A 15,096-nucleotide genomic window follows, 5' to 3' on the forward strand; every position below is an offset into this window, starting at 1 on the left:
TTTGTGCTTTAATTCAGATTTGAATAGATATATTACTTTTTTAAGCAATTGCACTATAGGCACTGTTTCAAGACGCAAAGTTAATCAAATATTATAGGAATTGTTTCAAATGTGATGAATTACAATCAATTCCTTCTTATCTCGTTTAGCTTGTCAGAATATATAATATCTTTGCATCCCAATGGAATCAATTATCAAAAAAAGCTTAGTTTCAATATTCATAATCAGTCTTTTTGCTTGCGAGGTAGATAGCGTTTGCGGAAGTCAAAATGTAGATTATGTGACTTTCAGAACTGTTTCTCTCGATGCCAATTTGGAGGAAGTTAATGTCGATGTGGTGTTTGACAGTATAGTTAGCCCTCAAACAGATAGTGTATTCTTTTTTCAAGACACCTTATTTAATTTTGAACTTCCCTTAAGCCCCGTAGAGAACCAGACTGATTTCTATTTCTATTATGGCCCGTTTGTTGATACGATCCGACTTAGTTATGAGAAAAGAAACTGGGTAGATTCACCTGAGTGCGGAATCGATATGCAATTTATTGGTATGGATACTGTTTTTCAAACTTTCGATTCTCTTATAATTGTCAATGATACATTAAAAAGCAATATAAATGCGCCTAATATTAAGTTGTTTATTTTTTAGCTTTTTCAGTTTTTCTTTATTGGGACAAGTACCCAATAGTAGTGTTGATACTGACTCAACCGAGCAAAGAATTGTAGAACCAGAAAAGCCAAAAGTCCCAAAATCTTTCTTTATTCCAACAGGAGTTAGGATAGGTACTGATTTAGTTGCTTTAGGTGTGAATGTATTTGGTAATGCCAGACAACGATATGAACTACAGGCTGACATTGATTTCCACAGAATTTATTTAGTAGGGTCTTACGGAATCAATAAGTACCAAACTAGTGGGGAAGGATTTGAATATAACAATAATGGAAATTATTTCAGAGTTGGATTAGAAGCAGACTTTCTAAAATTTGATCCCGATCATAATACCTTGACATTCGGACTTCGATATGCAAGAGCTAGCTATTCTGAAAATTTGACCACTAACATAATTAGCCCAGTTTACGGCCCCTATGAAGAAAGCTTGAGTAATGATGCAGTAAGTGCAAGATGGTTTGAAATGACTACTGGTCTAAGGGTTATGATAATGAAAAACCTATATATGGGCTATAATTTCAGGATTCAATTGAATAGAAGGGTTTTTGATGCAACTAATTTCAGAACCTATGATATTCCTGGATTTGGAAGAGGAGAATTTAAAAATAGATGGACTTTCAATTACTATTTAACTTACAGAATTGCCTGGAGAGAAAAACAAGTAATGGAAAGAAGTCGCTAAACGCGCTTAAAGAAAGAGTCTACAAATTCCATTTTGTTGAAAACTTGCAAATCTTCTACTTTTTCACCTACCCCAATATATTTAACAGGAATTTTAAATTCTTCGGAAATACCGATTACTACTCCACCTTTAGCAGTTCCATCTAATTTTGTGATGGCTAAGGCCGTTACTTCAGTAGCTTTAGTAAATTCTCTGGCTTGAATCATGGCATTCTGCCCTGTTGAGCCATCTAACACTAATAAGACTTCATGTGGGGCTTCGTTCACAAACTTTTGAATTACTCTTTTGATTTTAGATAACTCATTCATCAAATTCACTTTGGTGTGTAATCTTCCAGCCGTATCGATGATGACTATATCCGCCTCTTCTTCAACACCTTGTTTCACTGCATCAAAAGCTACAGAGGCAGGGTCTGTATTCATACCATGAGAAACCACAGGAACATCCACTCTCTCACCCCACATTTTCAACTGGTCAACAGCTGCGGCACGGAAAGTATCTGCAGCACCAAGGATCACTTTCATACCTTGCTTTTTATATTGAGCTGCTAATTTACCAATGGTAGTCGTTTTTCCTACTCCATTCACACCCACTACCAATAAAACATAAGGCTTTTTGATATCTTCAGGTAAGGAAAAGTCTTTTAAATCTTCAGTATTATTCTCAGATAAAAGTCCTGCAATTTCTTCCCTAAGTATTTTATCTAATTCGCTTGTGCCCAAATACTTATCACGGGCTACTCTTTCCTCAATTCTATCAATGATTTTAACAGTAGTATTTACCCCTAAATCAGAACTGATTAAAATTTCCTCCAATTCATCCAACACATCCTCATCAACTTGGGATTTACCGACTACAGTTCTCCCTAATTTAGAAAAGAAACTTTCTTTGGTTTTTTCTAAGCCTTTATCTAACGACTCTTTTTTTTCTTTGGAGAAAATTTTAAAAATACTCATTCTGTTATGGTTTAGGGTAGTGGTAATTATAGGCCAATAGTATTACTACGGAAATAACGCACTAAAGTAATTAAGAAAATGAAAGAAGCAGAAGTGTATAAACAAAAAAAGTCCCTAAAGAGGGACCTAAATCAATTTAAACCTTAAAAACTACAATTATTTTTTAAGTGCCTCTTTGGCCATATCCAAAGGTACCATCTCTTCACGGAAAGTATAACCTCCGTTTTTTGACTTCACCGCTTTGATTACTTTAGCGTAACCTTTAGCATCTTTATCTTTTAAACTTGCTACTACTTTCTTAGCCATGATTACTTAATTTCTTTGTGAACAGTATTTTTCTTCAAAATTGGGTTATACTTTTTCAACTCCAATCTTTCTGTAGTGTTTTTTCTGTTTTTTGTTGTGATGTAACGAGATGTACCCGGAGCACCACTTTCTTTATGTTCAGTACATTCTAAAATTACCTGAACTCTATTTCCTTTCTTAGCCATTGTGCTTTATATTTTTGAGCAATAGAAAATTATACTAATACATTACCGTTTTCACGTGCCTTCTTCAATACGGAAGTGATCCCATTTTTATTAATGGTTCTGATTGCGCTGGCAGACACCTTTAAAGTAATCCACTTATCCTCCTCAGGAAGGTAAAACCTTTTCTTTTGCAAATTTGGTAAAAACCTTCTTCTGGTTTTATTATTAGAGTGAGAAACATTATTTCCCACCTGAGGTCTTTTTCCGGTAATTTGACAAACTCGTGCCATATCTATTTAAATTATTTTTGTTGTCGATTTCAAATTGGTCTGCAAATATCGGCAATATTTTGATAATCACAAACCTTAGCCTAAAAATACCTCCTAATTTTTTTGGAATTACAAGGGATTGCCGTCCTGTTTTGTTAGATTTACATTTTAAGAGAGTGCAATTTACGAATTTTTAAACATTAAAGCTATGATTGAAGAAATCAAGAACAGTCAACAAGCCATTGACATGGAAAACAAGCACGGAGCTCATAATTATCACCCCCTACCTGCTGTATTGGCCAAGGGAGATGGTGTTTTCCTTTGGGATGTAGAAGGAAAAAAATATTATGACTTTTTATCTTCATACAGTGCAGTTAATCAAGGACACAGCCATCCGAGAATTTTAGAAACCCTTAAAAAGCAAGCAGAGACGTTAACTTTAACCTCTAGGGCTTTTCATAATAATGTTTTAGGGCCTTTTGAGAAATATATTACTGAATATTTCGGTTTTGATAAAGTTCTTGCTATGAATTCTGGTGCAGAAGCAGTTGAATCTGCTCTGAAAATTGCTAGAAAATGGGCTACAGAAAAAAATGGAGTGGCTCCAAATGCTGGGAAAATAATTGTCGCTGAACAAAACTTCCACGGAAGAACCACTACTGTTATATCATTCTCCAGTGATGAAACTGCCAAAAAGAACTTTGGCCCTTATACTCCTGGTTTTATTAAAATACCTTATAATGATACTGAGGCTTTAGATAAAATTTTAGAAGGAGAAGATAATATTGTCGGATACTTGGTAGAGCCAATTCAAGGTGAGGCTGGTGTTTACAGACCTGATACAGATTATTTAAAGAAATGTAAAGAAATCTGTAAAAAGCATAATGTTTTATTCATAGCTGATGAAATCCAAACAGGTATCGCTAGAACAGGTAGTTTATTAGCTGTTTGTGGTGATTGTACTTGCGAGGGACATTGCGAAAAGCAATCTACTTATGTAGAGCCTGATATTTTGATTTTAGGTAAAGCACTTTCCGGTGGTTTTTATCCAGTATCAGCAGTACTGGCAAATGATCACATCATGGAAGTATTAACTCCTGGAACTCACGGTTCTACTTTTGGAGGTAATCCATTAGGTGCTGCTGTTGCATTAACCGCTTTAGAGGTTGTGAAAGATGAGAAATTAGCACAGAACGCAAGAAAGTTGGGGCAGCTTTTCAGAGATAGGATGCAGAAATTTGTAGATTCTTCTGATATGGTTAATCTTGTAAGAGGTAAAGGCCTTTTAAATGCAATTGTGATTAATGACTCAGAAGACAGTTCTACTGCTTGGGATATTTGCATGGCTTTAAAAGAAAATGGCTTATTGGCTAAACCAACTCACGGAAACATCATCCGATTTGCTCCACCGTTGGTCATTACTGAAGAGCAATTGAATGAATGCTGTGATATTATTGAAAAAACTATTAAGGAGTTTAAGAAAAACTAAGCTCTGTTTGATGAAAATTGTAAAAGCTCGGAGGTTTATCCGAGCTTTTTTTGTGGACAATTTTCATTCTTTTCTAATTCCAAATTATCAATCAATTCAAATCTTAATCCCTTCTCTTGACAACCTTGTGGTTTCATTTCTAATTTCAACGGATTTTGGCTTTAGCCCAAAAAGTGGCCTGATCCAACGAATTCTTCTTATCAAGAAGTCATAACTTATAAAGCATCCGCCAAAAGTAGCCAGTATAACTGCTATTAATTTAGTATAAGGATGAATATCCAATGGGAAGATGATAAATGAAGCCATAAAAAGGAAAAACATATGTATTACGTAGATCGGATAGGCCGCACTGCTTAAATATGTAAGTGCTTTGCTTGGTTGATTTAAATACTTATACCCGAATCCAAAAACCGTATATATCCACAAATTAGATTCCACTGGGATGAGGTAATTCAATAGATCGCTGGTGAGTCCTTGTAAACGCAGAAGATACAAGATAAAAGCAATCGCAAGTGTTGGCCATCTTAATTTTGTAACATTTTTCCAGAAATTTTGCCCAGAATAAACACACAAAAATCCTGTAAGGAATGCAATCATTCCCATCCAAAAACCATGTGGTGTCATTGCATAGAGTTCGAAGTTTTCAGGTTGTACTAGTTTGGCTTCTATTATGAATGGAATCATGAGCACTAAAAGTGCAAGCGGGCTTGCCATGAGTTTGTTCAAAACTGAAAATAACTTGCTCTCTTGTTTATTTTTTAGATAGAAAAACAAAGGAGTGAAAATCAGCACATAAATAAATATATTACCTAAAAACCATAGGTGTGCAGGATTTAACATATAGGACAGCCCTTGATGATAATAGTATTGCCATAACCAAACGTGCAATGGCACTATCACTAACATTCCAAAAATAAAAGGTAGCAAAATTCGCTTTGTCCTTTCAAACAAAAGCCCTTTCCAACTACGCCTCTGAATGGCAAAATACACGCCCATTCCCGAGACAAAAAATAACAAAGGAATTCTCCATACATTAAGCATAGACATAGGAATCCAAATGCTTTCCAATGCTTCATCATTCTGAATAAAACCAATAAATACGCCCCATGGCTGAAAGCCAATTGCAATATGGTATATTAACAATAAACCAATAGCAATCACCCTCAGCCAATCAATATCATATCTTCTATTTGTCAGCATCAGTCAATGATCATTGTTTGTTTTTAATCATTTGAGCAATGATGACTCTGTCTTTTTTCAATTGATCATAGTCTAATTTTAGACCTAAAGGACCAAGGTCTTTGCTGATTTGATCGTACATAGGCTTTAATGCTTCAAATGGAGCTGAAACTGATTCTAGGGCTGTAGCATCATAAGAATTCTTTACTGCAATATCTGCCTTTTTCTCAAGCAAAGCTTTCACAATTTCAACTCTACCGTAAAAAGCTGCTGTATGCAATGGTGTTGAGCCATCTGCACTGGTTGCATTTATATTAGCCCCACTTTCTATCAGCAACTTGGCGGCCTCTGTTTTTCCAAAAATAGTGGCAATATGCAGGGGTGTTGAACCATAATCATCTTTTTCATTAAGATTTGAATTGGCTGCCACATGTTCTTTTATAGCTTTTACATTTCCGAAAAATGCGGCCTCTTGAATAGGTGTACTTGGTTTTTCTACTTGCTCAGATTTAGTGCCCTTTTTCTCGTTATGTTGACAAGCTACTGTCGAGATTAATGTAAAAGTCAAGGCTAATGCACTTAGAAATTTTGTCGCTCTTGAATTAATTGTTTTCATGATCTTTGTTTTTAATTGTTTATAAATTTTTGATTTATACAAAGGTCTGTAGGATTTGCTTTTGTCAGTTAGCAAGCATGCTTCAATAGATATAAGCTATGCATTTTGTATAAAAACTATGGATATCGACTATAAACTATGATGCAAAAGACTCAAAATGAGCTTTGTAAATGGCATTTTAATTCCCGAATATTGCGTATCTTCAAAGCATTAAAATGTTAGACCACCTAAATCACAAAAGTCCGTTTTTACAAAAAGTTGTAGCAGTTATTCAAGTTAATTTGGATGATGAGCACTTTGGTGTAACTGAATTAGCGGAAGCTTTGAACATGAGCAGGTCCAACTTGCTTCGAAAAGTAAAACAGGAAACAGGTGAATCTGTCAGCATATTTATTAGGAATGTTAGGTTACAAAATGCTTATCAATTATTGAAAAAGGATGAACTCACAGTTTCTGAAATATCATATCGGGTAGGCTTTGGGAGTACCTCTTATTTTACTAAATGCTTTAGGGAATTATATGGACATACTCCCGGAGATTCATCAAAAATAAATATTGAAAAAGACCTAAGCGAACCTAGCAATCCTGATTCAAAGAAAATTGTAGGATCAAAACGACCTATTCTGGTCGGAATAGGTATTCTCTCAATTGCAGCAATAGTGCTTTTACTAATTTTCTATCAAAAAAAGGATAACCCTTCAAAACCATTAGCTAAGTCAGTGGCTGTTCTACCTTTTAAAAATGACAGTGCCGACAGCACCAATTTGTATTTCATGAATGGATTGATGGAGGCAATATTGGACAACTTTCAAAAAATAGAAGACCTAAAAGTAACCAGCAGAACCACATCTGAAAAGTATAGAACCAACCTAAAATCTATACCAGAGCTATCAAAGGAATTAAACGTCAATTATTTTGTAGAAGGCAGCGGGCAAAAAATTGGTAATGAAATCGTATTGACCATTCAATTGATAGAAGCTCCAAGTGACAAACATCTCTGGTCAAAAAGATATAAGCGCGAATTAAAAGATGTATTTGAGTTGCAGGCCGATGTGGCTAAAAGTATTGCTGCGGAAATCAATGCAGTAATCACTCCAAAAGAACAAGAACGAATAGAAAAAATCCCCACGAATAATTTAGTTGCTTATGATTACTATTTAAAAGGGCTGACCTTATTAAATGATGAAACCGGAAATGGATTAAAAGAAGGAATAGTCCAATTTAAGAAAGCCATTCAAGAAGATGGAGAATTTGTCAATGCATACGCTTACATTGCGATATCTTATTACTATTTAGACCTTTTTAGGCAAGAGAAACAGCACACCGAGGAAATTAGGAATTATGCTGATAAGGCCATGCTTTTAGATGCCGATTTGGGTGAAAGTCTTATTGCAGATGCCTTGTATTTTATGCAAATCAAGGATTATCCTAAAGCGGAGCAAGCCTTATTAGAAGTTTTGGAATATTATCCTAATGTAGCCTGGATTCACAATTTCTTGTCCGATATCTACGCCTATATGCTTCCCAATACTAAAAAATATTTGATCCATGCATTACAAGGGATTGAAGTAGCTGTTTCAGACAAAGACTCTGTATCTACAAGCATCACCTACTTACACTTGAGCAATGCTTTGGCACAAACAGGTTTTCTTGATGAGGCGGAAAAATATATCAATAAATCGAAGGCCTATGATCCTAAAAATCATTATTCGAAATATCTCCATGAATATATTAAGCTTGGCCAGCATAATGATTTGAGAAAAACTAAATCAGCGCTGATCGAAATCTTTAAACAGGACACGACTAAAATTGATGTGATCAGTGAAGTCGCAAAAGTCTGTTATACCTTAGAAGAGTACGAAGAGGCTTGGTTTTATTATGAAAAGCTCATTTCAATCAGGTCTGCATTGAAATTAGATATTTATCATAATTATGATCTCAATATGGCTTTTGTTTTGGAACAACTTGGAAGGAAACAGGAGGCCAATAGTTTTTATGAGAGCTACTTGGCTTTTGCAGAAAATGATCAATCTATGTATACAGAATTGATTATGGCTGCCTATCATGCGGCCAAGGGTGATGTTGATAAAGGCATAAACGGCTTAAAGGCATTTTCTAAACAGGATAATTATCAATATTGGTTCGTTCTATTTCTTGATAAGGACCCAATTCTATTAAAGATGAAAGATCACCCTGATTTTCAGAGTACAGTACAGAAAATCCGAACCAAATTTTGGGAAAATCATGAAGAGATTAAAAAAATGCTAATCGATGAAGATATTGTTCGAATGTAGTTGTGTCAATCTCGATATAATTACACTACTTGACAAGGGCTAATGTAATAAGAAATGTAAGCCTAAGTTTTCATCGGATCGTATTTCACCTTGATTGGTAGGAATATCTGAAAAACCTATTGATAATAATTTAGCAAATAAAGAGGATGTCCGAAAAGTCGAGACACCCTTTTTACCCAATAAGTAATTGAAAATATTATCTTCTTTTACCTTTTGACGGCCTAATATCATTTACAGGGCCAAAATGCTTAAATTCTAGCACCTTTTTCTTTCCTTTTATTAATTTTATTTCCGCAGGAGCTAGCTTTAGATCAGAAGTCTTGACAATAGCTCCATCAAAAAAGGTTTTGGCCTGTTGAAATTCTCCCTTGTCAAAATCATGGCGCTCCTTGTTAGATTTCACAGGTACCCCAGGGATAACGTGATACAAATCTACTTCAACAGCATATGTTGGCTTTAATGAAGTAATAAAACCTTGAACACTCTTCTTAATACTTTTGATCATACACTTAATGATTTAAAAGCTTTGAAATAGCTTAAAAAAATTGGCTTATGCAAGTTTGCAAGCTATCGCTTTAATTAGGTTTGACGTAATTTAAAAGGAGAAATTTCATACTAAAACACTCATTTTTGCACGAAGATCATCATTATAAAATAATGTTTGGATAGTTTCTATGTATGTTATACTTGAAAATTGCCGATTACATCATTCAGTTAATAGCTTAATTCTCGACCTTAGAAAGTTAAACCACTGCAACATAATTGGGTATCTGTAAGCTTTATCATAACGGTTTTGTAACTCACTTTAAAAAACTGTATATACATAAGATTAATATTAATTAAAATAAATTCATTTTTCATCTCGACCGTATTTTATTCTTATTTGCCTATGCTTTTTCACTAACCATTTTGTTTTTTGAGTGTAAAGACGGTGTCGGACCCTGATAATGATCTAAACGATCTTAGTTTAAGTTTTGAAGTAAGCGAACCATCGGTTGAAATTCCATCAGGTTTGACACAAACTACCAATCAATATTCTCAAAAGGTATACTTTAGGTGCATTGTCTAAATATATATATCTAAATGCTCTTAAAATATGGAAAAGGCTTGGCTTTAGCGCTGCTTTTCCTCCTTCCAAAATCGTGCATACTGAGCTAAAAAGTGATGAGACATATTCTTATGACCAAAAATTAGTTTACTTTCCCCAATCCCCTTAATTTTGAGCAAAATTTAGAATCATGTCCGATAGATATAACCAGCGCGGAGTTTCAGCCTCCAAAGAAGATGTTCATAATGCCATCAAAAACCTTGACAAAGGACTTTTCCCGCAGGCTTTTTGCAAGATTGTGCCGGACCACCTGACCGGGGACGAAGACTATTGCACGATCATGCATGCGGATGGGGCTGGCACTAAATCTTCCTTGGCTTATATGTATTGGAAAGAAACGGGTGATATTTCTGTTTGGAAAGGCATTGCACAAGATGCTATTATCATGAATATTGATGATTTGCTTTGTGTTGGTTGTACTGATAAGATATTGCTTTCTTCCACAATTGGTCGAAATAAAAACTTGATTCCAGGCGAAGTGATATCTACCATTATTAACGGAACAGAAGAAGTATTGCAGATGCTGAGAGATAATGGCATGAACATCATCAGTACGGGTGGTGAAACAGCAGATGTGGGTGATTTGGTAAGGACAATCATCGTAGATAGTACCGTTACCGCTCGAATGAAAAGAGATGATGTGATTTCCAATGACAATATTAAAGCTGGACATGTAGTAGTAGGCTTGGCTTCTTATGGACAAGCCACTTATGAAAATGAATATAATGGCGGAATGGGAAGTAATGGTTTAACTTCAGCACGTCATGATGTATTCAATAAGGAATTAATGGCAAAATATCCCGAGAGCTTTGACCCATCTGTTCCTAATAATTTGATCTATACGGGTTCAAAGAAATTAACCGATAAGGTAGAAGGCGTGGATTTGGATGCCGGAAAATTAGTTTTATCTCCAACTAGAACTTATGCTCCTGTTATCAAGAAAGTTTTAGAAGAATTGCCGGGAAAAGTAGCCGGAATGGTACATTGCAGTGGCGGTGCACAAACCAAAGTGCTTCATTTTGTGGAAAACCTGCATATTATTAAAGATAATTTATTCACAACCCCCCCGCTATTCAGAATGATACAAGAAGAATCCAGAACAGATTGGAAGGAGATGTACAAAGTTTTCAATGTGGGGCACCGGATAGAGCTTTATGTAGAGGAACAAGAGGCTCAAAAGATTATTGACATCTCTAAATCATTTAACATTGATGCTCAAATTATCGGAAGAGTAGAAGATTCGGAACAAAAGAAAGTGACGGTGAGGAGTGAGCATGGAGAGTTTGTATATAATTAAGAACTATTTTCCATTTACAATTGACAGTTCAATATAGATCAAGAATAGGACTACTATAATTTCTCCAATGAAATAAAAAAGCCCTAAAAGGGTAAGTTGATGGAAAAATGTAAGGATCAGAGCTACTGTAAGGATGCAATACAATAAATTAGCAATAGCTATTGCTTTCAAATAGGGTTTCCATTTCATTTTCATGAATAGAAAGCAACTCATAGAGTAAATAAAAAATACCACAGCAATTAATGCCAATGAAATCAAAATATCTGTAGGTATTCCGATGTATTCCTGAAAATTTGTGAAGACAATTCCTAAAATTGATGCAGTTAAGAATGCTCCTAGGGCATCAATCAAGAATATTTTTTTAGGTGGAGAAAGTAATTGATCAGCCAATTTCATATAAAATCTATTTAATTGAAGATGAATATTAAATCACATATTGCTTCATCATAATATCCGTTTGTAGGTCACTCACCCAATTTAAAAACATGTTTATCAAAAGCTACAAAACCAACTTTTTCGTAAAACTGGATTGCTTTGGGGTTTTCTTCCCATACGCCTAACCATAAGTAATCTAATTTCTTTTGCTTTGCAATTTCTAAGGCCTTTTGGTAAAGTAGCTTTCCAATCCTCTTACCTTGATACTGTTTCAAAACATAAATCCGTTGAATTTCGAGCGAATTTTCATCATGAATATCGGTTTGGGAATGGCCAAAATTAATCTTTAAATAACCGACTATTTTATTCTCAAATAAGGCAAAATAAAATTCAGAATTTTGATCCTTTAATTCTGATATCAATTTATCAGAAGCAAACTCTTCCTCTAAATACCTCTTCATATCCTCCTCCGTATTTCCAGCAGCATAGGTTTCGAAGAAAGTTTCCTTACTAATTTTTTGTAAGTCGGTTATTTCCTGAAGAGTTATTTGTTTGATTTGAATGCCACTCATTTTTTGAGGTTGTTTTGGTATTTAATTTTTTTCAATCATTAGAGCTTCAATCACCGGATATCTTAATTCTACATATTTATTACTATTCGATAAATAAATAACAACTAACTCCTCATTTATCCCTCTCATGATTTGAGATTTATAACCACTAGCTCCACCATTATGTCCTGCAAATAGACGCTTTTCACCATTAATTTCAGGATCATTTATAAACCACCCACATCCATATCTTATTTTGTCGCTAAAAGGCGTAAAAACTGCTTTCAAACTCTCATTTGAGATCAATTTTGCTCCTTTTAATGCACTATCCCATTTAAATAAATCTGTAACAGTAGAAAACATTCCAGCTGCAGAAAATGATTGCGAAATATGCCAGTAGGGTGCATTAAAAAACCCGCTATCTTTTTGCAAATAGCCTACAGCTAAATTAGGTTGTATTATTTCTTGTGAATAGTAAGCCGTATTTTGCATATTGAGTGGATCAAGTATATTCTTCTTCAACAATTCATCAAACTCTTTACCTGTTACCTTCTCCAATATTGCCCCTAATAAAAAATACCCGACAATATCAGAATATTTGAATTGAGTGCCGGGTTGAAATTCTAAATTTGTTTCACAATATTTCTTTATAAATTCTTCTTTAGTCATTGCTTTGTACCTGCTCGTCAAGTCTGCGTTAGGAATTCCATGAGTATGAGTTAGCAAGTGCCTGACAGTAACCTTGTTCCCAGTCTCTTTTCTAAAATCTGGTAGGTAGTTAGAAATTTGATAATCTAGGTTTAGATTTCCTTTCTCTACCTCTTGCATTACTAAAATTGCGGTGAACTGTTTGGTCAATGATCCAATTAAAAACTTTGTATCAATCGTATTGGGTACATCAAAAGCTTGATTGGCCATCCCATACGCCTTCTGAAAAATAATTTCTCCATATTGACCCACTAGGAGAACTCCATTCAAATTCTCTTTAGCATCTATTTCATCTATGATTTTTGAAATCTTTTCGACCTGTCCGAAAGCCGGAATAGTTGTCAGAATGAAAAGAATAATGGTTAGTAGTCTCATCTGTTTAATTAAGCTGGAGTACATAGTTTACTTTATGAAATTCTGTGGCTTTAAATGTACAAAAAATTAAATTTCCTAACTGGGCAATTCACAAGTTTGACGGACTTTTACGAACAGCCATCTGAAGTTTCCATAAAGTGCCAAACAGCAATGATTTCATATAGAATGTTACAGAGAGGCTTTTGTTACTCTACTTACTCATTCTTCCTTTAACTTTATGTTTGTTGAAAGTTAGATTCTTGCCTGAATTATTTTTCTTTAATAATGCCATAGAAATTAAAGTCGCAATAACGGAAATAATTAGTCCAGCATTTAGTCCAAGAAGGATAAAGCCAAGAGTAAATGTTACTACTAATACAATTAAAAATACAGCTATTCTGTTTTTAATAAGTTCCCCGAAACTGTAGTCAACAGCTCTAATGTCATCAATTTCATAGGTGTGAGTTTCATAGCAAGAATTGCACTTCATTTCGAATTCCTCTCCATATTTTTGTACAATTTTTATTCGAGTCGCAGCTTTAACTGGGCTATCATTCTCTGACCTACATTCTTTACATTTTACTATTAGCTTCATATTTAAATGTTTGTGTATTTTCTGAGTATTCTCTACAACTTTAAGTATAAGCGTAATGCGGGTTTAGGAGCAAAAATGCTCAATTTCACTGTTTAACCCGCATTACGCTTATACAATGTTGTGGGTAGTATATCGTTCGGGTCTACTTCAGTAATTTTCCCATGTCTCAATACAATCATTGGACTATTCTTTTCTTTTTTAAAAAGAACTAACTTTCTGTAAGTCTCTTCTAGTCCTTTTACAATTTTGTCGCGTTCTTCTTTTAATTGCTCTTTAGTTCCCATAATATTTTTCTTTTAACTCTTCCCACTGTAAAACATTATTGACTGTAATATCATTCAATGATCCTTCTGCAATAATTTCATAGCTGTCCCCAGAGTTATTTACAAATAACCAGTTATCCACTCTGTGGAGAAACAGATTGAGAAAGTTCTTCAGCCCACTTTTATACCTTCTTCTAATCACATCCTCTGGAATATGATGCCCACCTTCTTTTACTCTGGTGGCTACTCTAGAAATCGCTAATTCTTCCGAGTCCAGGAGAAAGAACAAACAGGTTACTTGATAACCTAGATGCTTGGCTTTCTCAATGAATGTAACATAGCTTCTTGTCGAGAGTGTAGTTTCAAATGCGAAACTTTCACCTGCTTCCAACAGGTTTTTAATCCTTTTCAACATCATTCTTCCTGCTTCTATCCCCACTTTTTCTGGCTGAAAAGGTGAAATTCCTCTAGCAATTTCGTCTGCATTCACAAACTCCTTGCAATCAAGTATTTCTGGAAGAATTGTGTAAGAAGCAGTTGTTTTTCCAGCTCCGTTGCATCCAGCTATGACGTATAGTTTTTTCATCCGAAACAAATATACAAATTAAAGACAATCTGGATGCTTTCCGATTTTACAAAACCCCTCATGTTTTTTAATTCATATATTTACTTTGATTATAATCAATAATATACGGAAGATACAATTCCTTTAGTATTATTTTTCTTACTAATTTATCATTGTACTCTTCATCTTTAGTGTGGTATAGAAGTCCTCTTGCAATTAATCTTGGGCTAATATCTCCTACTTGATTTTTAACTTCTAAATATGAATTTAATGTAGAGTTTTTTGGAATGTTTAGTCTCTTAAAACAGCTAAAAAAATTTTCAGAATTGTCAGTGTGCCGATGTATCAGCTGATCAAATTTATTTTCCCTTATCAAGTTTAGTAAATCAGAATCGGCTTTATATTGAAAAAATATAGGCGGATCAATATCGCAAAGAGTTGCTATTTCAAACACAAATCTTCCGTAATCAGGTTGGTTTTGCTCTGTTTCTAACCCTTCCCTGATAAGAAGTTCTTCAAAATTCTTCTCTAGTAATGAAAAAGTTTCTTTCGTATCGGTGGAGATACAATTCTCAAAGGAGTTGTTCAAACGATTTTCATCTGATGAGCTACAGCCTAACATTGACAAAAGGAAAAGGGAGAAAAATAGATTTTTCAT

General features: G+C 34.5%; 19 protein-coding genes. 5 read left to right on the top strand and 14 right to left on the bottom strand.

Going from position 1 to position 15,096, the window contains the following annotated elements:
- Window positions 1–181 precede the first annotated feature (181 nt).
- Both ABWH96_RS20435 and ABWH96_RS20440 read left to right on the top strand, forming a co-directional pair.
- Complete coding sequence (locus ABWH96_RS20435; RefSeq protein WP_375579343.1) at window positions 182–646, top strand: DUF6452 family protein; 465 nt, start codon at window positions 182–184, stop codon at window positions 644–646.
- Window positions 615–1,349 carry a DUF6048 family protein gene (locus ABWH96_RS20440; RefSeq protein WP_375579344.1) on the top strand — a complete coding sequence of 245 codons (735 nt, stop codon included), beginning with the start codon at window positions 615–617 and terminating at the stop codon, window positions 1,347–1,349. The genes ABWH96_RS20435 and ABWH96_RS20440 overlap by 32 nt, the downstream gene beginning before the upstream one ends.
- Here ABWH96_RS20440 and ftsY read toward each other — a convergent pair.
- From ftsY to rpmB, 4 genes are all read right to left on the bottom strand, one after another.
- On the bottom strand, window positions 1,346–2,305 hold the full coding sequence (gene ftsY / locus ABWH96_RS20445; protein WP_375579345.1) for a signal recognition particle-docking protein FtsY: 960 nt from the start codon (window positions 2,303–2,305) through the stop codon (window positions 1,346–1,348). The genes ABWH96_RS20440 and ftsY overlap by 4 nt on opposite strands.
- Window positions 2,306–2,461: 156 nt before the next feature.
- Window positions 2,462–2,611 carry a DUF4295 domain-containing protein gene (locus tag ABWH96_RS20450; protein ID WP_013454144.1) on the bottom strand — a complete coding sequence of 50 codons (150 nt, stop codon included), beginning with the start codon at window positions 2,609–2,611 and terminating at the stop codon, window positions 2,462–2,464.
- 2 nt (window positions 2,612–2,613) lie between these two features.
- Window positions 2,614–2,796, bottom strand: coding sequence for a 50S ribosomal protein L33 (gene rpmG, locus ABWH96_RS20455; RefSeq protein ID WP_085518014.1), 183 nt, complete (start codon window positions 2,794–2,796; stop codon window positions 2,614–2,616).
- A 29-nt stretch (window positions 2,797–2,825) separates the two neighbouring features.
- Window positions 2,826–3,065, bottom strand: coding sequence for a 50S ribosomal protein L28 (gene rpmB / locus ABWH96_RS20460; protein WP_375579346.1), 240 nt, complete (start codon window positions 3,063–3,065; stop codon window positions 2,826–2,828).
- Between the two features lie 187 nt (window positions 3,066–3,252).
- On the opposite strand from rpmB, the gene rocD reads away from it, so the two are divergent.
- Window positions 3,253–4,533 carry an ornithine--oxo-acid transaminase gene (gene rocD, locus ABWH96_RS20465; protein ID WP_375579347.1) on the top strand — a complete coding sequence of 427 codons (1,281 nt, stop codon included), beginning with the start codon at window positions 3,253–3,255 and terminating at the stop codon, window positions 4,531–4,533.
- 96 nt (window positions 4,534–4,629) lie between these two features.
- Here rocD and ABWH96_RS20470 read toward each other — a convergent pair whose 3' ends face one another.
- Together ABWH96_RS20470 and ABWH96_RS20475 are read right to left on the bottom strand one after the other, a co-directional pair.
- Window positions 4,630–5,733 carry an acyltransferase family protein gene (locus ABWH96_RS20470; protein ID WP_375579348.1) on the bottom strand — a complete coding sequence of 368 codons (1,104 nt, stop codon included), beginning with the start codon at window positions 5,731–5,733 and terminating at the stop codon, window positions 4,630–4,632.
- Window positions 5,734–5,743: 10 nt separating this feature from the next.
- Window positions 5,744–6,328 (bottom strand): ankyrin repeat domain-containing protein, encoded by a 585-nt coding sequence (locus ABWH96_RS20475; protein ID WP_375579349.1) that lies wholly within the window; start codon window positions 6,326–6,328, stop codon window positions 5,744–5,746.
- A gap of 215 nt (window positions 6,329–6,543) precedes the next feature.
- Here ABWH96_RS20475 and ABWH96_RS20480 point away from each other — a divergent pair, with 215 nt between their 5' ends.
- On the top strand, window positions 6,544–8,622 hold the full coding sequence (locus tag ABWH96_RS20480) for a helix-turn-helix domain-containing protein (RefSeq protein WP_375579350.1): 2,079 nt from the start codon (window positions 6,544–6,546) through the stop codon (window positions 8,620–8,622).
- A gap of 196 nt (window positions 8,623–8,818) precedes the next feature.
- Here ABWH96_RS20480 and ABWH96_RS20485 read toward each other — a convergent pair whose 3' ends face one another.
- On the bottom strand, window positions 8,819–9,127 hold the full coding sequence (locus ABWH96_RS20485) for a hypothetical protein (protein WP_375579351.1): 309 nt from the start codon (window positions 9,125–9,127) through the stop codon (window positions 8,819–8,821).
- A 733-nt stretch (window positions 9,128–9,860) separates the two neighbouring features.
- On the opposite strand from ABWH96_RS20485, the gene ABWH96_RS20490 reads away from it, so the two are divergent.
- A complete protein-coding gene (locus ABWH96_RS20490) occupies window positions 9,861–11,027 on the top strand; it encodes an AIR synthase related protein (protein ID WP_375579352.1) in 1,167 nt (388 codons plus the stop codon).
- Window positions 11,028–11,030: 3 nt separating this feature from the next.
- Here the strand turns inward: ABWH96_RS20490 and ABWH96_RS20495 are convergent, their stop codons facing one another.
- The 7 genes from ABWH96_RS20495 to ABWH96_RS20525 all read right to left on the bottom strand — a co-directional run bounded on the left by ABWH96_RS20495 (window position 11,031) and on the right by ABWH96_RS20525 (window position 15,096).
- Complete coding sequence (locus ABWH96_RS20495) at window positions 11,031–11,423, bottom strand: hypothetical protein (RefSeq protein WP_375579353.1); 393 nt, start codon at window positions 11,421–11,423, stop codon at window positions 11,031–11,033.
- A gap of 68 nt (window positions 11,424–11,491) precedes the next feature.
- Window positions 11,492–11,974, bottom strand: a complete 483-nt coding sequence (locus ABWH96_RS20500; RefSeq protein ID WP_375579354.1) for a GNAT family N-acetyltransferase — start codon at window positions 11,972–11,974, stop codon at window positions 11,492–11,494.
- Between the two features lie 21 nt (window positions 11,975–11,995).
- Complete coding sequence (locus ABWH96_RS20505; RefSeq protein ID WP_375579355.1) at window positions 11,996–13,036, bottom strand: serine hydrolase domain-containing protein; 1,041 nt, start codon at window positions 13,034–13,036, stop codon at window positions 11,996–11,998.
- A 190-nt stretch (window positions 13,037–13,226) separates the two neighbouring features.
- A complete protein-coding gene (locus ABWH96_RS20510) occupies window positions 13,227–13,610 on the bottom strand; it encodes a hypothetical protein (protein ID WP_375579356.1) in 384 nt (127 codons plus the stop codon).
- 92 nt (window positions 13,611–13,702) lie between these two features.
- Window positions 13,703–13,894 carry a hypothetical protein gene (locus ABWH96_RS20515; protein WP_375579357.1) on the bottom strand — a complete coding sequence of 64 codons (192 nt, stop codon included), beginning with the start codon at window positions 13,892–13,894 and terminating at the stop codon, window positions 13,703–13,705.
- A complete protein-coding gene (locus ABWH96_RS20520) occupies window positions 13,884–14,459 on the bottom strand; it encodes a zeta toxin family protein (protein WP_375579358.1) in 576 nt (191 codons plus the stop codon). The genes ABWH96_RS20515 and ABWH96_RS20520 overlap by 11 nt, the downstream gene beginning before the upstream one ends.
- 67 nt (window positions 14,460–14,526) lie before the next feature.
- Window positions 14,527–15,096 carry a hypothetical protein gene (locus ABWH96_RS20525; protein WP_375579359.1) on the bottom strand — a complete coding sequence of 190 codons (570 nt, stop codon included), beginning with the start codon at window positions 15,094–15,096 and terminating at the stop codon, window positions 14,527–14,529.

Origin of the sequence: Marivirga tractuosa (genome assembly GCF_042140215.1) — a bacterium.
Lineage (GTDB): Bacteria > Bacteroidota > Bacteroidia > Cytophagales > Cyclobacteriaceae > Marivirga > Marivirga tractuosa_A.